Annotated in this window: 16 protein-coding genes; 9 read left to right on the top strand and 7 right to left on the bottom strand. The window is 72.2% G+C overall.

The genetic code is table 11. The features are described from left to right. The first annotated feature begins 6 nt into the window (after positions 1-6). Genes glgC through GWK16_RS20010 form a run of 5 tightly spaced genes read left to right on the top strand, consistent with a single transcriptional unit; the run spans position 7 to position 8,224 of the window. Complete coding sequence (gene glgC / locus GWK16_RS19990; protein WP_248291510.1) at positions 7-1,275, top strand: glucose-1-phosphate adenylyltransferase; 1,269 nt, start codon at positions 7-9, stop codon at positions 1,273-1,275. Between the two features lie 3 nt (positions 1,276-1,278). Further along, a complete protein-coding gene (gene glgA / locus GWK16_RS19995) occupies positions 1,279-2,715 on the top strand; it encodes a glycogen synthase GlgA (RefSeq protein WP_170055727.1) in 1,437 nt (478 codons plus the stop codon). Further along, positions 2,708-6,487: a glycogen debranching protein GlgX gene (glgX, locus tag GWK16_RS20000; RefSeq protein ID WP_170055728.1), complete on the top strand. Its 3,780-nt coding sequence runs from the start codon at positions 2,708-2,710 to the stop codon at positions 6,485-6,487. Before glgA ends, glgX begins: the two co-directional genes overlap by 8 nt. A 38-nt stretch (positions 6,488-6,525) precedes the next feature. Further along, on the top strand, positions 6,526-6,858 hold the full coding sequence (locus GWK16_RS20005) for an FKBP-type peptidyl-prolyl cis-trans isomerase (protein WP_168042460.1): 333 nt from the start codon (positions 6,526-6,528) through the stop codon (positions 6,856-6,858). A 10-nt stretch (positions 6,859-6,868) separates the two neighbouring features. Continuing rightward, the gene (locus GWK16_RS20010; RefSeq protein WP_170055729.1) at positions 6,869-8,224 is read left to right on the top strand and encodes an MFS transporter; all 1,356 of its coding nucleotides are present in this window, start codon (positions 6,869-6,871) and stop codon (positions 8,222-8,224) included. Here the strand turns inward: GWK16_RS20010 and GWK16_RS20015 are convergent. Beyond that, on the bottom strand, positions 8,208-9,821 hold the full coding sequence (locus GWK16_RS20015) for a GMC family oxidoreductase (protein WP_338144523.1): 1,614 nt from the start codon (positions 9,819-9,821) through the stop codon (positions 8,208-8,210). The two genes, GWK16_RS20010 and GWK16_RS20015, sit on opposite strands and share 17 nt — an antisense overlap. A 131-nt stretch (positions 9,822-9,952) precedes the next feature. Here GWK16_RS20015 and GWK16_RS20020 point away from each other — a divergent pair, with 131 nt between their 5' ends. Then, positions 9,953-10,948, top strand: a complete 996-nt coding sequence (locus GWK16_RS20020; RefSeq protein ID WP_170055730.1) for a Bug family tripartite tricarboxylate transporter substrate binding protein — start codon at positions 9,953-9,955, stop codon at positions 10,946-10,948. 9 nt (positions 10,949-10,957) lie between these two features. Here GWK16_RS20020 and GWK16_RS20025 read toward each other — a convergent pair whose 3' ends face one another. From GWK16_RS20025 to GWK16_RS20040, 4 genes are read right to left on the bottom strand one after another with little or no spacing between them, the layout of a single operon-like run. Next, a complete protein-coding gene (locus GWK16_RS20025) occupies positions 10,958-11,938 on the bottom strand; it encodes an ABC transporter ATP-binding protein (protein ID WP_170055731.1) in 981 nt (326 codons plus the stop codon). Next, positions 11,935-12,909 carry an ABC transporter ATP-binding protein gene (locus GWK16_RS20030; RefSeq protein ID WP_170055732.1) on the bottom strand — a complete coding sequence of 325 codons (975 nt, stop codon included), beginning with the start codon at positions 12,907-12,909 and terminating at the stop codon, positions 11,935-11,937. Before GWK16_RS20030 ends, GWK16_RS20025 begins: the two co-directional genes overlap by 4 nt. A 19-nt stretch (positions 12,910-12,928) precedes the next feature. Further along, positions 12,929-13,789, bottom strand: a complete 861-nt coding sequence (locus GWK16_RS20035) for an ABC transporter permease (protein ID WP_170055733.1) — start codon at positions 13,787-13,789, stop codon at positions 12,929-12,931. Then, on the bottom strand, positions 13,786-14,763 hold the full coding sequence (locus tag GWK16_RS20040) for an ABC transporter permease (RefSeq protein WP_170055734.1): 978 nt from the start codon (positions 14,761-14,763) through the stop codon (positions 13,786-13,788). Before GWK16_RS20040 ends, GWK16_RS20035 begins: the two co-directional genes overlap by 4 nt. An 83-nt stretch (positions 14,764-14,846) precedes the next feature. Here GWK16_RS20040 and GWK16_RS20045 point away from each other — a divergent pair, with 83 nt between their 5' ends. Both GWK16_RS20045 and GWK16_RS20050 read left to right on the top strand, forming a co-directional pair. Then, positions 14,847-16,439 (top strand): ABC transporter substrate-binding protein, encoded by a 1,593-nt coding sequence (locus tag GWK16_RS20045; RefSeq protein ID WP_170055735.1) that lies wholly within the window; start codon positions 14,847-14,849, stop codon positions 16,437-16,439. After that, the gene (locus tag GWK16_RS20050; RefSeq protein ID WP_170055736.1) at positions 16,436-17,137 is read left to right on the top strand and encodes a creatininase family protein; all 702 of its coding nucleotides are present in this window, start codon (positions 16,436-16,438) and stop codon (positions 17,135-17,137) included. The genes GWK16_RS20045 and GWK16_RS20050 overlap by 4 nt, the downstream gene beginning before the upstream one ends. 60 nt (positions 17,138-17,197) lie before the next feature. Here GWK16_RS20050 and GWK16_RS20055 read toward each other — a convergent pair whose 3' ends face one another. Further along, entirely contained in the window at positions 17,198-17,794 is a 597-nt protein-coding gene (locus GWK16_RS20055) for a glutathione S-transferase N-terminal domain-containing protein (RefSeq protein WP_170055737.1), read from the bottom strand. 95 nt (positions 17,795-17,889) lie between these two features. Between GWK16_RS20055 and GWK16_RS20060 the strand changes: the two genes are divergently transcribed. Beyond that, on the top strand, positions 17,890-18,627 hold the full coding sequence (locus GWK16_RS20060; protein ID WP_168042470.1) for a dienelactone hydrolase family protein: 738 nt from the start codon (positions 17,890-17,892) through the stop codon (positions 18,625-18,627). Here the strand turns inward: GWK16_RS20060 and GWK16_RS20065 are convergent. Further along, positions 18,624-20,909, bottom strand: a complete 2,286-nt coding sequence (locus tag GWK16_RS20065; protein WP_170055738.1) for a heavy metal translocating P-type ATPase — start codon at positions 20,907-20,909, stop codon at positions 18,624-18,626. The genes GWK16_RS20060 and GWK16_RS20065 overlap by 4 nt on opposite strands. Positions 20,910-20,926: the final 17 nt, after the last annotated feature.

Here is a 20,926-nt window from a genome sequence, read left to right on the forward strand (position 1 = left end):
CGCGAGATGCCGGATGACCGCCCGACCATTGGCCCGCCCTATGCGCGCCACGCCATGGCCTACGTCCTCGCGGGCGGCCGCGGGTCGCGACTGCTGGAACTGACGGACCGCCGCGCCAAGCCGGCGGTCTTCTTCGGCGGCAAGTCGCGCATCATCGATTTCGCGCTGTCCAACGCGCTGAATTCGGGCATCCGGCGCATCGCCGTCGCGACGCAATACAAGGCTCACAGCCTGATCCGCCATCTGCAGCGCGGCTGGAACTTCCTGCGACCCGAACGTAACGAAACCTTCGACATCCTGCCGGCGAGCCAGCGCGTCGACGAACGGTCCTGGTATCTCGGCACGGCGGATGCCGTGTTCCAGAACCTCGACATCATCGAGGATTATGCGCCGCGATTCATGGTGATCCTCGCCGGCGATCACATCTACAAGATGGACTACGAGAAGATGCTCGCGCAGCACGTGGAGACGGGCGCCGACGTCACGGTCGGCTGCATCACCGTCCCCCGTGCCGAGGCGTCCGGGTTCGGCGTCATGCATGTCGATGCGGCGGACCGCGTGACCGCCTTCGTGGAGAAGCCGGTCGATCCGCCGCCAATTCCCGGTCAGCCGGACCACGCCCTCGCCTCGATGGGCATCTACGTCTTCGACCTGAAGCTCCTTGCGGACCAACTGCGCCGCGACCATGCGGACGGCGCTTCGTCGCATGATTTCGGCAAGGATCTGATTCCCTACCTCGTCCGGCACGGCCGCGCCTTCGCCCATCGCTTCGAACGGTCCTGCGTCCGCTCGGGCGCGGAGGCCGCGCCCTATTGGCGCGATGTCGGCACCGTGGACGCGTATTGGCAGGCCAATATCGACCTGACGGAGATCGTGCCCGAACTCGATCTCTACGATCGCGAATGGCCGATCTGGACTCACGCGGAAGTGACGCCGCCGGCGAAGTTCGTCCATGACGAGGATGGGCGGCGCGGCGAGGCGGTCTCCTCCCTCGTTTCCGGCGGGTGCATCGTGTCCGGTGCGCGGGTGCGGTATTCGCTCCTGTCGACGGGCGCGCATCTGCATTCCTATGCGTCCCTGTACGGTGCGGTGGTGCTGCCGAATGTCAGCGTGGGGCGGGGGGCGCGCCTCACGAATGTGATCGTGGATCGTGGTGTGGCGATCCCCGATGGCCTGGTGGTCGGCGAGGATCCGGTCGCTGACGCCGCGCGCTTCCGGCGCACGGAAGCGGGGATCTGCCTCGTCACCCAGCCGATGATCGACAGGCTCGGCTGATCCATGGGCTTCGAGGTTCTCGCCGTCACGTCCGAGGCCTATCCCCTCATCAAGACGGGCGGCCTGGCGGATGCCGCCGGCGCGTTGCCGGCGGCGCTGGCGCAGGAGGGCGTTGCCGTCCGCACGCTGCTGCCAGGCTATCGCACCGTCATGGGCGCGCTGCCGAAGCCGCGCGTCCTGCTCGACCTGCCACGGCATTTCGGCGGCGCGGCGCGGCTGCTGCAGGCGCATCAGGGGGGACTCGACCTGCTGGTGCTCGATGCGCCGCACCTGTTCGACCGGCCGGGCGGGCCTTATGTCGCGCCGGGCGGCGGGGATTGGGGCGACAACGCCATCCGCTTCGCCGCCTTTGCGAGCGCGGCCTCGATCGCCGCGCAGCATCTCGGCGTCGCGGCGGTCCATGCGCATGACTGGCAGGCGGGGCTGGTGCCGGCCTATCTGCGCTTCGCGCCGAAGCGCATTCCCTGCCTGTTCACCATCCACAACATGGCGTTCCAGGGGAAGTTCCCGGCGAGCGTCTTCCCCGCCCTGGGGCTGCCGCCCGAGGCCTTCGCGCGTGAAGGCCTCGAGTACTATGGCGCGGTCGGATTCCTGAAGGCAGGGCTGTGGTTCGCGGATGCGATCAACACCGTCTCGCCCTCCTATGCCGAGGAGATCCTGACGCCGGAGGGCGGCATGGGCCTCGACGGGCTGCTGCGGGGGCGCGCGGGCGACCTGCACGGCATCCTCAACGGCCTCGACGTGGTGGATTGGAACCCGGAGACGGATCGGCATCTCGCCGCGCGCTTCTCGGCGGCTGACCCGGCGCCGCGCGCGGCGAACAAGGCGGCGGTGCAGAACGCCTTCGGGCTGGCGCCAGATCCAGCGGTCCCGCTGTTCGCTTTCATCGGGCGACTCGCCTGGCAGAAGGGTGCGGATCTTTTGCTCGAGGCCGCGCGGGTGCTGATGGACGGCGGCGCCCAGTTCGCCCTGATCGGATCGGGCGATGCGGCGCTGGAACAGGCCTGCAACGCCTTCGCCGCGGCGCATCCGGGCCGTGCCGGCGTCTTCATCGGCTTCGACGAGGGCCGTGCACGGCAGGTCTATGGCGGCGCGGATGCGATGGTGGTGCCATCGCGCTTCGAACCCTGCGGGCTCGTACAGCTCTCGGCGCTGCGCTACGGCGCGCCGCCCGTCGTCGCGCGCACGGGCGGGCTGGCGGACACCATCATCGACGCCAATCCGATGGCGCTCGCCGCGGGCTGCGCCACGGGCGTGCAGGTCGCGCCGGGGCGTGCGGATTCGCTCGCTGCCGGGTTGCGGCGCGCCCTGGCGCTGTTCCGCGATGCGCCGACTTGGCGCGCGATCCAGGCGCGCGGCATGGCGACGGACGTGTCCTGGGGGCCGTCGGCGAAGCGCTACGCCGCGCTGCTGAAGGGCATCGCCGCGCGGCATGGATGAGGGCGCGCCGGCGCCGCTCGGCGTCCACCTCGTCGAGGGCGGGGCGAACATCGCCATCCCGGCGCCGGGCGCGACGGCGGTCGATCTGTGTCTGTTCGATGCGACGGGCGCGCGGGAGGCGGCGCGCTGGCGCCTGCCTGGCCGGACTGGCGATGTCTTCCACGGCTTCGCGCCGAGCCTGACCGAGGGCGCGCGTTATGGCCTGCGTGCGCACGGCCCGGCGGAACAGCATTTCGACCCCGCGAAGCTGCTGCTTGACCCCTGGGCGCGCGCGATCGACCGGCCTTTCGCGCTCGATCCCACCATGTTCGAAACGGGTGCGGACAGTGCCGCCGCCATGCCGAAGGCGGTGCTGACCGCGCCGCTGCCGCCCACCGCACCGCCGCGCATCACCGGCGGGCGCGTCATCTACGAACTGCATGTCCGCGGCTTCACCCGCACCCATCTGGGCATCCCCGAGGCGATCCGCGGCACCTTCGCCGGCCTCGCGCATCCCGCGGCGATCGGGCATCTGCGGCGGCTCGGCATTACGCATGTCGAGCTCATGCCCTGCGCGGCCTGGGTGGATGAACGGCACCTGCCGCCGCTCGGGCTGACCAACTACTGGGGCTACAACACGGTCGGCTGGCTGGCGCCCGATCCGCGCCTCGCGCCCGGCGGCATGTCTGACGTCCGCACCGCCGTCGCCGCCCTGGCCGAGGCCGGGATCGGCACCATCCTCGACATCGTGCTGAACCATTCGGGGGAGGGCGACGAGCATGGGCCGACGCTCTCGCTGCGAGGCCTCGGCGATGCCGCCTGGTATCGCACCCGGACCGGCGCGCCCGGGCGCTACGCGAACGAGACCGGCTGCGGCAACAGCCTCGCCTTCGATCATCCCTGGCCCTTGCGGCTGGCGATGGATGCCATGCGGCACTGGGTGGCGCAGGCCGGTCTCGCGGGGTTGCGGCTCGACCTCGCGACGACGCTGGGGCGGCGGGCGGGAGGCTTCGATCCCCTCGCACCGCTGCTGCAGGCGATGCGGCAGGATCCCGTGCTCGCGGATCGCTGGATCATCGCCGAGCCCTGGGATGTCGGGCATGGCGGCTATCGCCTGGGCGCCTTTCCGCCCGGCTGGGGCGAGTGGAACGACCGCTTCCGCGACGAGACGCGCCGCTTCTGGCGTGGCGATGCCGGCAGCCTTGGCGGCTTCGCGACGCGCTTCGCGGGATCGCGCGACGTCTTCGGCACACGTCCCGCGACCGACAGCGTGAACTTCGTCACGGCGCATGACGGGTTCACACTGGCCGACCTCGTCAGCCACGCGCGGAAGCACAATGCGGCGAATGGCGAGGGCAACCGCGACGGCGCGGACGAGAACCTGTCCTGGAACACCGGCGTCGAAGGCGCGACCGACGATCCCGCCATTCTCGCGCGGCGAAAGGCGGATGTGCGGGCGCTGCTGGCGACGCTGCTCGCCGCGCGCGGCACGCCGATGCTCTCCATGGGCGACGAGGCCGGGCGCAGCCAGCAGGGCAACAACAACGCCTGGTGCCAGGACAACCCGTTGTCCTGGTTCGACTGGGCCAGCGCCGATGACGGGCTGGTCGATTTCACCGCGCGGCTGGTCGCGGCGCGACGCCGGCATCCCGCACTCGCCTCTGCGGCGCCGCTGACCGGCACGGTCGATGCGGGCGGCGAGGCCGATGTGCGCTGGTTGCGCTTCGATGGCGCGCCGATGACCGATGGCGACTGGATTCATCCGGGCGCGCGCAGCGTCGTGGCATTGCTCCATGCCGTGGGCGATCGCGTATTGGTCGTGCTGCACGGCGACCAGACCGAGGCGACGCTGCACCTGCCGCCGCCACGCGCGGGGCATTGCTGGACGCTGATCGCCGACAGCGCCGATCCGGCGCGGGAGGGCGAGGTCCGCGGTCGGCTGCCGCTCGCGCCGCGGTCCGTCATCTGGTGCGCGGAAGCACCTTCCGCGCCGCGAGCCGCCACCGCCCCCGATACGGCGCTGCTGGCCGAACTCGCCGCAGCCGCCGGGATCGCGACGGCCTGGCACGACATCGCCGGCACGCGCCATGCGGTGCCCGAGGGCACGCTGCGCGCGCTGCTCGGCGCGCTCGGCCTGCCAGCGGAAACCGCGATCCAGGCGCGCGACAGCCTCGCCCGCCGCCGCGCCGCTCCGCGCACGACGGCGCAACACGCCGGCCGTTGCGCCCCGCCGCCGGAGGGCCGCCGCTTCGGCGTCGTCGCGCAGACCTTCGCGCTGCGCCATGCGGCGGACCAAGGGATCGGCGACTATGGCGCGCTCGCGCGCCTCGCCGCCGTGGCGGGTCGGCGCGGCGCGGCGCTGATCGGCCTCAGCCCGCCACACGCGCTGATGCCGGTCGAACGCGACCGCGCCAGCCCCTACCAGCCCTCCGACCGCCGCTTCCTCGAACCCGTGCTGCTCGACGTCACGGCGCTGCCCGATGTCGGCGGCGCGCCCGCCGTGCGCGCGGCGCTCGCCGCGGCCGAACCCGTCTTCGCGGCACTGCGTGGCAGCGCGCTGGTCGACTACCCCGCTGTCTGGACGGCGAAGCGCGGCGTGCTCGAGGCCGCATTCCGGGCGCTGCCGCCGGACCATGCTGCCTTCCGCGCGCTGGACGAGTCGGCGCTCGCTGATTTCTGCACCTTCGCCGCGCTCGCCGACCGCCATGGACCGCGCGCTGCCTGGCCGTCCGGCCTTGCGCATCCGGCCGATCCCGCCGTCGCGCGCTTCCGCGCCGAACAGGCCGACGCCATCCGCTTCCATGCCGCGTTGCAATGGTTCTGCGACCGGCAACTCGCCGCGGCCGCTGCGGCCGGGCCGGGACTCTATCGCGACCTCGCCGTCGGCGCCGCGCCTGACGGCGCTGAAATCTGGTCCCAGCCCGGCGCCTTCCTGGACGGCTTCTCGATCGGCGCGCCGCCCGATCCCTTCTCGGCCGAGGGCCAGGTCTGGGGCCTGCCGGTGCCGAACCCGCACGCGTCCGAGGCCTCGGGCCATGCCGGCTTCGCCGCGCTGCTCGTGGCCAATATGCGCCATGCGCGGGCGATGCGGCTCGATCACGCGATGGGGCTCGAGCGGCTTTTCGTCGTGCCGGCGGGGGCCCGGGCTTCCGAAGGCTGCTACCTGCATGGCGATGGCGCCGGGATGCTCGCGACCCTGGCGCGCGAAAGCCACGCGGCCGGCTGCGCCGTGGTCGGGGAGGCGCTCGGCACTGTGCCCGGGGGCTTCACCGACCGCCTGTCCGATGCCGGCGTGCTCGCCTATCGCGTGCTGTGGTTCGAGCGCGACGGCGCGGGCTTCCGCGACCCGCGGACCTGGCCGGCCTTGGCCGCCGCTTGTGTCTCCACCCACGACCTCGCGCCGCTCGTCGGCTGGTGGGAGGGTGCGGAGATCGTCGAACGCGCCGCCCTCGGCATCGCCGCCGCGGAACCGGCGCTGCAGGACCGCGCGCGCGACCGCGCCGTGCTCTGCGCCGCCTGCGGCATCCCGGACGGCCCCTACGGGCCTGAGGCCGCCGCCGCCGTCCACGGCTTCGTCGCCGCCGCACCCAGCGCGCTGATGCTCGTCCAGGCCGAGGATCTCGCCGGCGAGCGCATCGGCGTGAACCTGCCCGGCACCGACCGCGAGCGCCCCAACTGGCGCCGCCGTCTGCCCTTCGTGCCCGAGGCGCTGTTCGAGGGCGACCTGCCGCGCGCCATTCTCGGCGCGCTGCGCGAACGCGGGGCCGATGACGGCGGCCCGCCGAGCCTGTAGAGCATCCCCGTGACACTCATCGGCAGGGAGAATACGCCATGACCGACACGCTCATCGGCACGGGTGAGGAGGCCACCGCAGGCCGCACCGTCACCGTGCACTACACCGGCTGGCTTTTCGACCCCGAGGCGCCGGACAACAAGGGCCGCAAGTTCGACAGTTCGCGCGACCGCGGCGATCCCTTCAGCTTCGAGCTCGGCGCCGGCTACGTCATCCAGGGCTGGGACAACGGCTTCGCCGGCATGAAGGTGGGCGGCCAGCGCACACTCGTGATCCCGCCGGAACAGGGCTACGGCGCGCGCGGCGCCGGCGGCGTCATCCCGCCCAACGCGACGCTGCTGTTCGAGGTGGAACTGCTCGCGGTCGACTGACCGCGCGGCGATGACACCGCGCGACCTGGTGCGGCTGCTGCCGATCTTCCTCGGCACCGCGATCGTGCCGCTGGACAGTTCGGTGAACGTCGCCTTTCCCGCGATCGTCGTCGCCTTCGGACTGGAGGTGGCGGCGATCCAGTGGATCCCGATCTGCTACGTGCTGACCTATGGCAGCCTGATGCTGGCGGTCGGACGGATCGGCGACATCTTCGGCCATGCGCGGGTGTTCCGCATCGGGCTCGCCTGGTCGGCGGTGGCGCTGGCTCTCTGCGCGCTGGCGCCGACCTACGGCGCGCTGCTCGGCGCGCGGGTGCTGCAGGGGATCGGCGCGGCGCTCGCCATCGGTTGCGGGCCTGCGCTGGCGGCGAACCTGTTCCCGGAAGGGATGCGCGTGAAGGCGCTCGCGGCCTATGCGACCGGTTTCGCGGCGGCGCAGGCGAGCGGGCCGCTGCTCGGCGGCGTGCTGGTGCAGGCGATGGACTGGCAGGGCGTCTACTGGTTCCGCGTTCCGCTGGCGCTTGCCGCGCTGTGGCTGGCGCGCGGACTGCCCGCCGCACCCGTCGCCAAGGCGCGCGAGCCCTTCGACGCCGCGGGCGCGGTGCTGCTGACCACCACCGTCGCGACGGCGCTGCTGGCGGTGAACCGCGCGCCGGCGCCGGTCGCGCTGCTGCTCGCCGTGATCGCGGTCGGGAGCCTCGCGGGCTTCCTGTGGCGGAGCGGGCGGGCCGCGCGGCCCATCATCGATCTCGGCCTGTTTCGGCGACCTGGCTTCGCGGCGTTGAACCTCGCCAACGCCATGGTGAACTTCGCCGCCTTCGCGGTGATGCTGGTGGGGCCCTTCTACCTGGTGCGCGTGGCGGGGCTGTCCGCGCTGGCTCTCGGCGTCATGCTGGCGGCGAGCCATGGCGGGGCGGTGCTCGGGGCCTCGCTCGGCGGCTGGGCGGTGCCACGTTTCGGGGCGCGGGACGTGGTGCTGACGGGCGCTGCGCTGACCGCGGCGGGGCTGCTCGGCGTCGCGACCTGGGGGGCGACGACGCCGCTGCCGATCTTGATGGGGACGCTCGCGGTGCAGGGCATCGGCACCGGCCTGTTCACCCTGGCCTATACCGATGCCGTCACCGCGACGATGCGGCGGGAGGATCGCGGCGTCGCCGGCAGCCTGACCACGCTGACGCGCACGCTCGGCGTCGTCGCCGCGGCCTCGCTGCTGACGCTGCTGCTCGGCGTGCGGGAGGCGGCCTTCGTGGCCGGCGGTGCCGCGCCCACCGCCGCCTTCCTCGCCGCCTACCGGGAGGTCTTCCTGGTCGCCGCGGCGCTGGCGCTGCTCGTTCTGTTGGTGCTGCGGCTCAGGCCGCGCGCTTGATCATGTCGGCGGCCTTCTCCGCCAGCATCAGCACCGCCGGGTGGATGTTCGACGACGGCACCAGCGGGAAGACCGAGGCGTCGGCGACACGCAGCCCCTTCACCCCCCGCACGCGGAGTTCCGGATCCACCACCGACCGGTCGTCGGAGCCCATGCGATTCGTGCCGCAGGGATGATAGACGGTTGCGCCATTCGCCCGGATGTAGTCGAGCACCTGGTCCTCGGTCTCCACGGCCAGGCCCGGCGATTCCTCGCGCTGGATCAGGCCGGCAAAGGGCTCGGTGGCTGCGATGCGGCGGCCGAGCTTCGCGCTCTCCAGCATGATGCGAATGTCCGAAGGCGCCGTAAGGTAGTTCGGGCGGATGATCGGCTTGATGTCGGCGGACGGCGCGCGGAGCGACAACTCGCCTCGACTGTCGGGACGGCAGACGCAGAAGTTGAACGTGAATCCCGGATACCTGGCGAGCGAACTCGCCCCGAGCGATTGGTCGCCGAGGCTGAAGTTCACGAACTGGAACTGCACTTCCGGTTCTTCGGATCCTGGCAGCACGCGGGCGAACAGGCTCGCCTCGGACGCACCGACCGCCATCTGGTTCTTGCCGCGCAGGAACCACCCCAGGCCAAGCCCCGCCGCACGCACCGGGTTGGCCATGATCTCGTTCAGCGTCCCGCAGGGCTTGGTGCGGAAGGCGTAGCGGATCATGAAGTGATCCTGCAGGTTCTTGCCCACCTCCGGCGCGTGCACGGCGGTGGGGATGCCCATGGCCTGCAGCGCGGCGCCGTCGCCGATGCCGGACAGCATCAGGAGTTTCGGGCTTTCGATGGCGCCGGCGCAGACGATCACCTCCCGCCGGGCGCGATAGGTCTCGTTGCCCTCCGGACCGCGCACCACGACGCCGACGGCGCGTCCGTCCTGCAGAAGGACGCGCTGGCCGAGGCGTTCGGTGTGCACCACGAGGTTCGGTCGCCCGAGCGCGGGCTTGAGGTAGGCCGTCGCCGGCGACCAGCGCCAGCCGCGATGGACGTTGAGCTGGTTCGGCGCCACGCCCTCGAACCAGGCGGCGTTGTTGTCCGGGTTGCGCTCGAAGCCGAGGCGCATGCAGGCCTCGATGAAGGCGCGGCAGCCGGGGGAGGGTTCCGGCACCTCCCCGATCCGCACCGGGCCGTCCTTGCCGCGGTACGCGCTGTCCGGGCCCGCGAAGGTCTCCAGCTTCTTGAACGAGGGCAGGCAGTCCTCGTAGGACCAGCCGCGCGCGCCGGACTGCGCCCAGCGGTCGTAGTCGCGCGGGCTGCCGCGCAGGAAGACCAGGCCGTTGACGCTGCCCGACCCGCCGATGACGCGCCCGCGCGGCCAGTAGAGGCTGCGCCCGTTCAGCTCCGGCTCGGCCTCGGTCTGGTAGTTCCAGTCGAACTTCCGCGTGACGTAGAGCCGCGCGAAGCCCATCGGGATGTGGATCCAGGGGTTGCGATCCCAGGGCCCGGCCTCGAGCAGGATGACCTTCACGTTGGGGTCCTCGGACAGCCGGGCGGCCATCACGCAGCCGGCGGACCCCCCGCCCAGGATCACGTAGTCGGCCTCGCGCTGGCTGTCGCTCACGGTTCCATCCCCTGACTGCTTTGCGGGGAGGATAGCCGAAGCGCCGCGCCTGGCATCCCCCCTGGCATTGCCTCGCGCGCGCGGCGCCACCTAGGCTTCGTCCGGGGAAACGGACAGGAACGCGCGGGACCATGCCCGACGACATCAGGTTGCATCGGCGGCATCTGCTGGCTGCGGGCGGCGCGGCGCTGGTGGGGCCTGTGCTTGCTCAGCCGGCGGAGTGGCGGCCGACCCAGCCGGTCCGGATCGTCGTCGCGGCGGCGCCGGGCGGCACGCTCGACATCCATGCGCGGGCGGCACAGCCGCTGCTCGCCCAGCGGCTCGGCCAGGCGGTGGTGGTGGAGAACCAGGGCGGCGCCGCAGGCCGCGTCGCGGCCATGCAGGTCGGGCGCGCCGCGCCGGACGGGCATACGCTGCTGGTGGGCTCGGGCGACGGCATCGTGCTGCAGGACATCCTGCTGAGCGCGCGCCAGGGCCGGGCGCGAGCGAACCTGCGCGCGGTGACGATGACGATCAGCGCGGCGCAACTGCTGGTGACGCACCCACGGTCGGGCCTGCGCAGCGTGCGGGACTACGTCGCGGCGCTGCGGACACGTGGCGAGCGGGTGACCCTCGCCGTCCCCGGCATCGGCGGCATCGCGCACATCATCAGCGAGATGGTGAACCGGCAGCTTGGCCTGAAGGTGACGCATGTGCCGTATCGCGGCGGCGGGCCGGCGATGCTCGACCTGCTGGCGGGGCAGGTGGATGCGATGATCATCACCCTGCCGGCGGTGACGACGCATGTAAGGGAAGGGCGGCTGGTGCCGCTCGCGGTCTCGACGCTCGCGCGCGATCCGGCGCTGCCGGATACGCCGTCCTTCGCCGAGAGCGTCGCGCCGGGCTTCGACGTGCCGAGCACCCAGGGCGTGCTGGTGCCGACGGGCACGCCCGATCCGGTCGTCGCCGCCCTGTACGCGGCATGGCGCGATGCGCTCGCCGACGCGGGCGTGAAGGCACGGCTCGAGGCGCTGGGCTTCGTCATCCACGCCAGCAGCCCCGCCGAATTCGAGCGCAGCCTGGCGGACTCCGAAGCCCGCTTCGCCGAGGTCATCTCCGCCGCCGGCATCCGCTCGGAAGACGGCTGAACCCGCGCCTCAGGCGTGGTGACAGGCGACCTCGGTGCCATCCGGCTGCGCCGTCAGCACGGGGCGATCGCGCCGGCAGAGATCGCTCGCGCGCGGGCAGCGCGGGTGGAAGGCGCAGCCTTCGGGCGGGGAGAGCGGGGAAGGGAGTTCGCCCGCGATCGGGCGGAACGCGACGCTCGCCGCGTCCAGCCGCAGCTTCGGCACGCTGTCGAGCAGGGCCTGCGTGTAAGGATGCCGCGGCGCGGCGTAGATCCGCGCGGCCGCCCCGATCTCCACGATCCGTCCCAGGTACATGATCGCGACGCGGTCCGAGACATGCCGCACGACGGACAGGTCGTGCGAGATGAACAGGCAGGTCAGCCCCAGCGCCGCGCGCAGGTCGAGGAAGAGGTTGAGGATCTGCGCCTGGATCGACACGTCGAGCGAGGCGACCGGTTCGTCGCAGACCAGGATTTCCGGCTGCATCGCGAGCGCGCGCGCGATCGCCACGCGCTGGCGCTGCCCGCCCGAGAACTGGTGCGGGAAGCGCGTCGCGACCGCGGGGTCGAGGCCGACCCGCGTGAGCCAGTCGGCCACGAAGGCCGGCGCGGCCGCGCGGGTGACGAGGCCATGCGCGATCGGCCCCTCGCTGATCGTATCCCCGATGCGCCGGCGCGGGTTGAGCGAGGCGAAGGGATCCTGGAACACCGTCTGGATGCGCGTCGTGGTCTTGTGCCCGCCGCGCATGACGGGTTGGCCGTCGACGCTGATCGCCCCGCCGCTCGGCGGCAGGATGCCGGCGACCATGCGCCCGAGCGTCGACTTTCCGCATCCGGATTCGCCCACCAGGCCGAGCGTCTCGCCCTTGCGGATGGCGAAGGAGACGTCGGAGACGGCACGCACCGTGCGCGTCTCGACGGTCGCGCCGAAGGCGGCGGCGATGCGGTCGCCGATGGTCAGCCGCGGATCGAAGCGGCGCGTCAGCGCGCGGGCTTCCACCAGCGCGGTCATGCCGCCGCCTCCAGCGGATGGTGGCAGAGGAAGAGGCGGCCGTCGCTTTCCACGCGCGGCGGCGGCGGCGCGGCGCAGGCGGCATCCGCCCGCGGGCAGCGCGGCGCGAAGGGGCATCCCGGCGGCAGGGCGAGCAGCGAAGGTGCCGTGCCGGGGATCTGGCGCAGGCGTTGCCCCGGCTCGGCCATCGCCGGCAGGCTGTCGAGCAGGCCGCGCGTGTAGGGGTGGCGCGGGGCGCGCAGCACCTCGCCGACCGGCCCGCTTTCGACGATGCGGCCGGCGTACATGACCAGCACGCGGTCCGCGAGGGAGGAGACGGTTGCGAGGTCGTGGCTGATCCAGATCAGCGCCGTGCCGCTCTCGCGCGCCAACGCCTTCATCTCGGCGAGGATCTGCGCCTGGATCGAGACGTCGAGGGCGGTGGTCGGCTCGTCCGCGACGATCAGTTCCGGCCCGTTCAGCAGCGCCATGGCGATGGCGACGCGCTGGCGCATGCCGCCCGAGAACTCATGCGGGTAGTTGGACAGGCGCGAGGCGGCCTCGGGGATGCCGACGCGGGTGAGCATGGCGGCGGCGCGTTCGGCCGCCGCGCGGTCGGAAACCCACGCATGGGCCTGCAGCGCGAGGGCCATCTGCTGCCCGATGGTCAGCACCGGGTTGAGCGTCGCCTGCGGGTCCTGGAAGACCATGGCGATGCGGCGGCCGCGCAGGGCGCGCATCTCCTCGGGCGGCAGGCCGACCAGGTCGCGCCCGGCGAAGCAAATGGATCCGCCGACGATCCGCCCCGGTGGATCGACCAGGCCGATCAGCGAGAAGCCGGTGACCGACTTGCCCGACCCGCTTTCCCCCACGAGGCCGAGGATCTCCCCGGGCGCGAGGCTGAAGGACACGCCGTCCACCGCCTTCGCCACCCCGGCGCGGGTGAGGAAATGCGTGCGAAGGTCCGTGACCTCGAGCAACGGGGCCGTCATCGCCCCCTCCGCGGAGCGCTCATCGCCGCAGCCTGGGGTTGGTCTGGTCGCGCAGCTGGTCGCCGACCAGGTTGATGCCGACGATGAGCACGATCAGCGCGAGGCCCGGATAGACCGAGATCCAGTACCGCCCGCTCATCATGTACTGGAAGCCGTTGGCGATGAGCATGCCGAGCGAAGGCTCCGTCGGCGGCAGGCCGAGGCCGAGGAAGGAGAGCGTGGCCTCGAGCGAGATGGCGTTCGCCACCTGCACCGTCGCCACCACGATCAGCGGCGGCAGGACATTGGGCAGGATGTGACGGAAGACGATGTGCAGCGTGCCGAGCGGCGTCGCCGCGGCAGCCTCGACATAGTCCTTGCGGCGCTCGGCACTCGCCGCGCCATAGGCCGTCCGCGCGAAATAGGCGTATTGCGCGGCGACCAGCGCGATCACGAGCTGCGACTTGCCCTGGCCCAGTACCGCCACGAGCACCAGCGCCAGGAGGATCGCCGGGAAGGACAGCTGCAGGTCCACCACCCGCATGATGGCGGTCTCGATCCACCCGCCCGCCTGGGCGGCGAGGATGCCGAGCAGCGCGCCGATGGACAGCGCGACCAGCCCCGCCGCCACGCCCATCTGCAGCGAGATGCGCAGCCCATAGAGGATCGCCGAGAACAGGTCGCGCCCCTGCGCGTCCGTGCCCAGCAGATGCGGATAGCCGTTCGATCCGACGAAACCCGGCGGCCGCCGGGCATCCATCAGGTTCAGCCCGGCGAGGTCATAGGGATCCTGCGGCGCGATCCAGGGCGCGGAGAGCGCCGCACTGACGATGATCAGCACGATTAGTGCGGCGGCGAGCGCCACCTTGTTCTCGGCGTATTCGCGCCAGAAGGCGTTCATGCCGCCGCCCCGTGCCGGCGCAGCCGCGGGTCGAGCAGCGCGTAGGAGAGATCGACCACCAGGTTGATCGTCACGAACAGGAAGGCCACCAGCACCAGGTAGGCGACCATCACCGGCCGGTCGAGCGAGGTGATCGAATCGATGATCAGCTTGCCCACGCCGGGCCAGGAAAAGATCGTCTCGGTCACCACCGCGAAGGCCAGGGTCGATCCGAGTTCCAGCCCGAACACCGTGACGATCGGGATGGAGATCAGCCGCAGCACGTGCCGGCGCAGGATGGTGCGGTCCTTCAGCCCGGCCGCGCGGGCGAACTTCACCGTGTCGGTCAGCATCGCCTCCCGCGTGCCGGCCCGCGACAGGCGGATCATCATCGCGAGCTTGAACAGGCTGAGGTTCAGCGCCGGCAGCAGCAGGAAGGACAGGCCCTCGAGCGTGAGAAAGGACCAGCCGATGCCGAAGACCTCGACGGTCGGCCCGCGATCTCCTGCTGGCAGCCAGTCGAGGTTCACCGCGAAGGTCAGGATGAGGATCAGCCCGACCCAGAAGGTCGGCACCGAGAAGCCCAGCACCGAGACCGCCATGATCGCCCGCGCCACCGGGCTGTCCGGCCGGTAGCCCGCATAGACGCCGAGCGGCACCCCCACCAGCGTGCCGATCAGGACCGCGGCCAGTGCCAGTTCCAGCGTCGCCGGCAGGCGCGACAGGATCAGGTCCAGCACCGGCATGCCGAACACGAAGGAGGTGCCGAAATCCCCCCGCAGCAGACGGCCCAGGAAGGCCAGGTACTGCTGCCAGAGCGGCAGGTCGAGCCCGAGCCGGCGGATCGCCTCGGCCCGGATGTCCTGCGTCGCGTCGGGGGAGATCAGGACGTCGATCGGGTTGCCGATCGCGTAGACGCCGGCGAAGACCAGCGCCGACATCGCCACCATGACGAGCGCGGCCTGGAGCAGGCGCTGGATGACGAAACCGAGCATGCGCCGACTATCCGGCAGTTTACAGGCCGCGCAAGGCATTCCAGCATCCCCGGCGCAGGACGCTTCCCCCGGAGACCAAGAACATGACGAGCGCATTCCGACGCCTCGCCCTCGCTTCCGTCGCCGCGGCCGCGCTGGCGGCCGGCGCGGCTTCCGCCCAGACGCTCACCATGGGCGTCATCGCGGGCCCCGAGAGCATCGACCCGCATTTCACCGCCACGGGCACCCATTCTGAGGCGCTGAAGCACGTCTTCGACACCCTGACCCATTCGGGCGACCAGCTGCAGATCGAACCGGGCCTCGCGGAATCCTGGACCATCGTGAACCCCACGACCTGGGAGTTCCGCCTGCGCCGCGGGGTGAAGTTCCACGACGGATCGGACATGACGGCCGAGGACGTCGCCGCGTCGATCCGCCGGATGCAGGTGCTGACGGGGCCCAACCCCACCAGCATCTATGTCCGCCGCGTGCGGGAGGTGCAGATCGTCGACCCGCACACGCTGCGCGTGGTGACCGACGGACCGGCGCCGACCCTGCCCAACGACTTCATCCGCCTGTTCGTCGTCTCCGCCCGCGCCACTGCCGGGCTGACGCCCGAGACCTCCAACGAGGCCTTCAACAGCGGTCGCGCCGCGATCGGGACCGGCCCCTACCGCTTCGGGTCCTGGACGCCGCGCGAGCAGTTCACGGTCGAACGCAACGACGGCTACTGGGGCGCCCGCCCGGCCTGGGCGCGGCATGTCCGGCGGGAGATCTCCAACCCCGCTGCGCGCGTGGCGCAGCTGCGCACCGGCCAGGTGGACATGATCGTCCGCGTGCCCGCCGCCGACGTGCCGACGCTCGAGCGCGAGCGGACCCTGGCGGTCACCAAGGCCGAGACGGTCTATGTCTTCAACCTCGCCCTCGACCAGCGGGAGACGACGCCGCAGGTGACGGCGCGCGACGGCTCGCGCCTCGCGGCCAACCCCTATCGCGACCCGCGCGTGCGGGAGGCGATCGATCTCGCCATCGACCGCCGCGCGCTGGCGGAGATCGCGATGGAAGGCATGGGCACGGCGCAGAGCCAGATGGTCACGCCCAACATCTTCGGCTTCAACCCGGCGATCCAGATCCCGGCGCCGAACGTGGCCCGTGCCCGGCAGTTGCTCACCGAGGCCGGCTACCCGAACGGGTTCCGCATGGTGCTCAACTTCACCAACAACCGCCTGCCCGGCGACAACGGCGTCGGTACCTCCATGGCGCAGATGCTCGCGCGCATCGGCATCGAGGTGCAGGCCGCCGGCCAGCCCGCCGCCGTCATCTTTCCCGCCCGCGCACGCGGCGAGCTGTCCAACATCATGGCCGGCTGGGGCACGCTGACGGGCGAGGCGAACTACTACTACGCGGCGAACGCGCATTCGAACAACCGCGAGCTCCGCCTCGGCGCCTTCAACTGGAACGGCTATGCGAACCCCGAGGTCGACCGGCTGATCGAGGCGGCGAATGTCGAGCTCGATGACGCGAAGCGGCGCGAGTTGCTGCAGCAGGTCGGCGCGCTGTTCACCGCGGACCGCGTGGTGATCCCGATCGCCGCCGTGGGCTCGGCCTGGGCGACGCGCCGCGACCGCGCCACGCTGCGCGTCGGCCGCAGCGACGAGGAAACCTACGCCTGGGACGTGGCGCCTGCCTCGCGATGAGGATCGCCGACTGCAACTGGGCCGATATCGAGGCCTACCTCACGCGCGACGACCGCTGCGTGCTGCCCTTCGGCAGCACGGAGCAGCATGCGGGCCTGTCGCTTTGCGTCGATGCGATCCTCGCCGAACGTGTGGCGGTGGAGGCGGCGGAGCCGCTCGGCGTGCCGGTCTATCCGGCGATGCCCTTCGGCCTCGCGCCGTACTTCGGCGCCTTCCCCGGCAGCGTCTCGCTGCGCGTCGAGACGCTGCTCGCCGTCGCGCGGGATCTCATCGCCTCGGCCGCGCGGTCGGGCTTCCGGCGCATCCTGATCGTCAACGGCCATGGCGGGAACGCGCCGGTGGGCGCGCTGGCGCAGGAGATCATGGCCGAGGATCCGCGCCTCTCGATCAGGTTCCACAACTGGTACAACGCGCCGCGCACCTGGGCGGCGGCGATGGCGGTCGACACCTCCGGCAGCCACGGCAACTGGATGGAGAACTTCCCCTGGACGCGCCTCGCCCACGCGCCGGCGCCCGAGGGCACCAAGCCGCCGGTCGATATGGCGTTGATGAAGGCCGCGCCGCCGGCCCGCGTGCGGGAATTGCTGGGTGACGGCAGCTATGGCGGTGCCTGGCAGAAGCCCGACGCCGACATGGCGCGCATCTGGGCGGAAGGTGTGGCCGAGACGCGCGCCGCGCTGGAAGGTCCCTGGGGCTAACGCAGATCCCGATCAGGCGGATGTGCCTGATCGGGTGACGATGTTCGTCAGAGCGAGGACTCAGCCCGGCGGGACGGTCTTGGCCATCGGCGGCAGGGCCGCGACGCGGGCGTACCAGGCCTCGAGCTTCGGATGGCCCGGCCGCCAGGGCTCGTGCGAGTAGCGGAAGTCGAGGTAGCCGAGCGCGCAGGCCACCGCGATCTCCCCGATCGTGTCGAGGTTGCCGAGGCTGTCGGCCTCCGCCTCCAGCACGTCCAGCGCGCGCGTCACCTTGGCCTGCTGCTGGACGATGTAGGTCTTGCGGCCTTCGTCCTGCGGCAGCGCGACCTCGCGCCGGCGGGGCTGCGTCGCATCCAGGATGCCATCGCCGAGGGCGGCGAGCGTCAGCGCCTTCCAGCGCGCCGGGCCCGGCGGCGGGATCAGCTTCGGCGCATCGCCCACGCTGTCGAGGTATTCGCAGATCACCGGGCTGTCGTAGAGCACCTGGCCTTCATCCGTGACGAAGGTCGGCACCTTCGACAGCGGGTTGATGGCGGCCAGCGCGGGGTCCGAGGTCGGGATCGTCCAGTAGTCGATCTTCCCGTCGATGCCGCGCTTGATCGCCGCGGCGTGGCACTTCCGGACATAGGGGCTGTTGGGCGAGTAGGCGAGCTTCATGCTCGGGCGTCCTCCGTTGCAGTGGGCGGGATGTTCCTGCGGCCATCGCCATCCGTCCAGCCCGGGTCTAGCCTCGACGGAAGGAGGAACCGTCCATGATCGAGACCACCGAGGACATTCCTACCCGCGACGGGGCGATGGAGACCTTCATCGTCCGCCCGGAGCGCGACGGCCCGCATCCGGCCGTGCTGATGCTGATGGACGCGCCGGGCATCCGGGAGGAACTGCACGACATGGCCCGGCGTCTTGCCACCGCGGGCTACTGCGTGCTGCTGCCCAACCTCTATTACCGCGCCGGCCGCGACACGAAGTTCGGCCCCGGCGTGATGACGCAGGGCGACCCCGAGCGCGACCGCATGCGCGCCATCCGCACGAAGATGACCATCCCGCCGGTGATGGAGGATGTCGCGGCGATGATCGCCTTCCTCGACCGTAGTGGCATCGCCTCGCCCGGCGCCATCGGCGTGCATGGCTATTGCATGAGCGGCCCCTACGCGCTGGCCGCCGCGGCGCGCTATCCGGGCCGCGTCGCCGCCGCGGCGTCCTTCTACGGCACCTGGATCGTGAGCGACGCCGAGGAGAGCCCGCACCTCACCCTGGGGAAGGGGCGCGCGGAGCTCTACATCTCCTGCGCCGAGCATGACGAGCTCGCGCCGCTTCCCATGGTCGACGAGCTGCGCCGGCTGTTCGAGGCCTCGGGCGCGGCGGGCGAGCTCGAGGTTCATCCCGCCGTCCACCACGGCTTCGCCTTCCCCTCGCGCTGGTGCTACGACAAGCCCGCCGCCGAGCGGCACTGGGAGCGGCTGATCGCGCTCTATCGCCGTCGGCTCTAATTGCCGGCCTGCGGGCCCTGCAGCTCGGCTAGCATCTCCTCCTCGACCGTCAGGTGCAGGCGCAGCAGCGCCTCCAGCGCGAACAGGGTGCGGCGCAGCTCGGCCGAGATCCCGCCCCAGGCGCCATCGTGCTCGGCCAGGCGCAGCAGCGTCGCGATGCGTTCGGTCAGTGCCTCGATCTCCGCATGCATGCGGATCAGCGGCGCCATCGGGTCGCGCCCGCCGAGCCGCCGCGCGGCCTCGGGGTAGAGCGCGCGCTCCTCCTCCTGCTGGTGCGGCAGCACCTCGCTGCGCAGGCGCCGTTCCAGCGCGGCGAGGGCCGGCAGGCAGTCGGGCGCCGGTCCGATCGCCTCGGCGCCCTCGCGCAGCGCCTCGGCCAGGCGGCGCAGGCCCGCGTGCTCCTCGTGCCGCTCCACCAGCCCCGCCTCAGCCGGCAGGGCATGCGGCGCCTGTTCCTCCGGCCCCGGCCGCAGCGCGCCGAGGGCGTAAAGGATGGCGAAGACGTCGATCGCCTCCTGCACCAGCGCGCCGGCCAGCGGCGCCAGCCACCCCGCCGCGGCGAAGCCCATGGCAATGCCCGACATCCCCATGCCGAGCGCGATCGCCTGCAGCGCCACGCGGCGCGACCGGCGCGCGATGGCGATGGCCTCGGCGGCACGGTCCACGCGGTCGACCAGCAGCACGACGTCGCCGGCCTCCGCCGCCGCCGCGGTGCCCGCGGCACCCATGGCGATGCCGACATCGGCCGCGGCGAGCGCCGGCGCGTCGTTCACCCCGTCGCCGACCATGGCGGTCGGCGCGGCGGCGGCCTCGCTGCGGACGGCGGCGATCTTGTCGGCGGGCGCCTGGCCGGAAAACACCTCGTCCAGCCGCAGGGCGCGGCCGAGCGAGGCCGCCGCCGCTGCACGGTCCCCCGTCACCAGCACGATGCGTCGCACGCCGAGCGCGCGCAGCCGTCGCACCGCGCGCGGTGCTTCCTGCCGCACGCCATCGGCCATGACGAAGGCGGCGACGACACGCCCGTCCATCGCCAGCCACGCGACCGATCCCGCTGCCGCGGCCACTTGCGCCGCGACGCCGAAGCCCGCCTGCGGATCGATGCCGGCGGCATGGAGGAAGCCCTCGGCGCCGAGCAGCAGCGTATGGCCCTCGACCATGCCCGTGACACCGCCACCGGCCACCTCGGCGACCGTCTCCGGCACCGGCAGGGCGATGCCGCGCGCCGTCGCCGCCGCGACCAGCGCTGCCGAGACGGGATGCGTCGAGCCCTGCGCGATGGCGCCCGCGAGCCGCAGCGCTGCCTCGCGTCCGATCGCGGGATCGGCGTCGAGCGCCGCGAGCCGCGGCCGGCCGGGGGTCAGCGTGCCGGTCTTGTCGAACAGCACGGTGCGCACGCGCGCGAGCCGTTCCAGCGCCCCGCCACCCTTGACCACGATGCCGCGCCGCGCCGCGCGCCCGATACCGGCGACGAGCGCGACGGGCGCGGCCAGGATCAGCGGGCAGGGGGTGGCGACGACCAGCACGGCGAGCGCGCGCAACGGATCCCCGGTCATGAACCAGGCCGCTGCGGAGAGCGCTGCGGTGAAGAGCACGAAGCCGAGCGCCCATTGGTCCGCCAGCCGCGCCAGCGGCGCGCGTGCCGCGGCGGCCTGTTCGGTGAGGCGCAGGATCGCAGCGTAGGTGCTGCCCTCGGCATCCTGGCTGGCGCGCAGGCGGAAGGCGGCACCGGCATTCACGCCGCCGCTGCGCACCAATGCGCCGCGACGGAAGGCGGCCGGCAGCGGCTCGCCCGTCAGCATGCTCTCGTCGAGCGTCGCCGTCGCGTCCTCGAGCACGCCGTCGGCGGCGACCGTTTCGCCGGGGCGCACCAGCAGCAGGTCGCCGGGACGGATGGCCGATGCGTCGATCTCCTCGATGCTGTCGCCGTCCACCCTGGCCGCACGGCGCGGCGCGCGGGCGACGAGGTCCGTGAGCGCGCGGGTGGCGCGGCCCTCGGCCCAGGCCTCCAGCGCCTCGCCCCCCGCGACCATGAGGCCGATCACCGCCGCCGCCGCCGCTTCGTCCAGCAGCACGGCACCGAGGATGGCGGCGAGCGCCACGGCATCCACGCCGATGCGTCCGCCGAGCAGCGACCGCACGAGGCCGATGCCGACATGCGCGGCGACCGGCAGGCCGGCGGCGGACCAGATCCAGTGGGCGGCCTCGCGCTGGCCGGCCAGCAACGCGACCGTGCCTGCAACGAGCCCGGCCATCACCCAGGACAGCAGGAGGTAGCGACGCATGGTCAGGCGGTCACAGC

Origin of the sequence: Neoroseomonas marina (genome assembly GCF_012927745.1) — a bacterium.
Taxonomy (GTDB): Bacteria; Pseudomonadota; Alphaproteobacteria; order Acetobacterales; family Acetobacteraceae; genus Neoroseomonas; species Neoroseomonas marina.

Bases quoted from the DNA above. Each gene is read 5' to 3' on its own strand.
- GWK16_RS20025 (WP_170055731.1), bottom strand. From the start codon at position 11,938: ATGACCGCGCTGGTGGAAGCCCGCGCGCTGACGCGCCGCTTCGATCCG.
- glgX (WP_170055728.1), top strand. From the start codon at position 2,708: ATGGATGAGGGCGCGCCGGCGCCGCTCGGCGTCCACCTCGTCGAGGGC.
- GWK16_RS20045 (WP_170055735.1), top strand. From the start codon at position 14,847: ATGACGAGCGCATTCCGACGCCTCGCCCTCGCTTCCGTCGCCGCGGCC.
- GWK16_RS20005 (WP_168042460.1), top strand. From the start codon at position 6,526: ATGACCGACACGCTCATCGGCACGGGTGAGGAGGCCACCGCAGGCCGC.
- GWK16_RS20035 (WP_170055733.1), bottom strand. From the start codon at position 13,789: ATGAACGCCTTCTGGCGCGAATACGCCGAGAACAAGGTGGCGCTCGCC.
- GWK16_RS20065 (WP_170055738.1), bottom strand. From the start codon at position 20,909: ATGCGTCGCTACCTCCTGCTGTCCTGGGTGATGGCCGGGCTCGTTGCA.
- glgC (WP_248291510.1), top strand. From the start codon at position 7: ATGCCGGATGACCGCCCGACCATTGGCCCGCCCTATGCGCGCCACGCC.
- GWK16_RS20060 (WP_168042470.1), top strand. From the start codon at position 17,890: ATGATCGAGACCACCGAGGACATTCCTACCCGCGACGGGGCGATGGAG.
- GWK16_RS20020 (WP_170055730.1), top strand. From the start codon at position 9,953: ATGCCCGACGACATCAGGTTGCATCGGCGGCATCTGCTGGCTGCGGGC.
- glgA (WP_170055727.1), top strand. From the start codon at position 1,279: ATGGGCTTCGAGGTTCTCGCCGTCACGTCCGAGGCCTATCCCCTCATC.
- GWK16_RS20010 (WP_170055729.1), top strand. From the start codon at position 6,869: ATGACACCGCGCGACCTGGTGCGGCTGCTGCCGATCTTCCTCGGCACC.
- GWK16_RS20050 (WP_170055736.1), top strand. From the start codon at position 16,436: ATGAGGATCGCCGACTGCAACTGGGCCGATATCGAGGCCTACCTCACG.
- GWK16_RS20055 (WP_170055737.1), bottom strand. From the start codon at position 17,794: ATGAAGCTCGCCTACTCGCCCAACAGCCCCTATGTCCGGAAGTGCCAC.
- GWK16_RS20030 (WP_170055732.1), bottom strand. From the start codon at position 12,909: ATGACGGCCCCGTTGCTCGAGGTCACGGACCTTCGCACGCATTTCCTC.
- GWK16_RS20040 (WP_170055734.1), bottom strand. From the start codon at position 14,763: ATGCTCGGTTTCGTCATCCAGCGCCTGCTCCAGGCCGCGCTCGTCATG.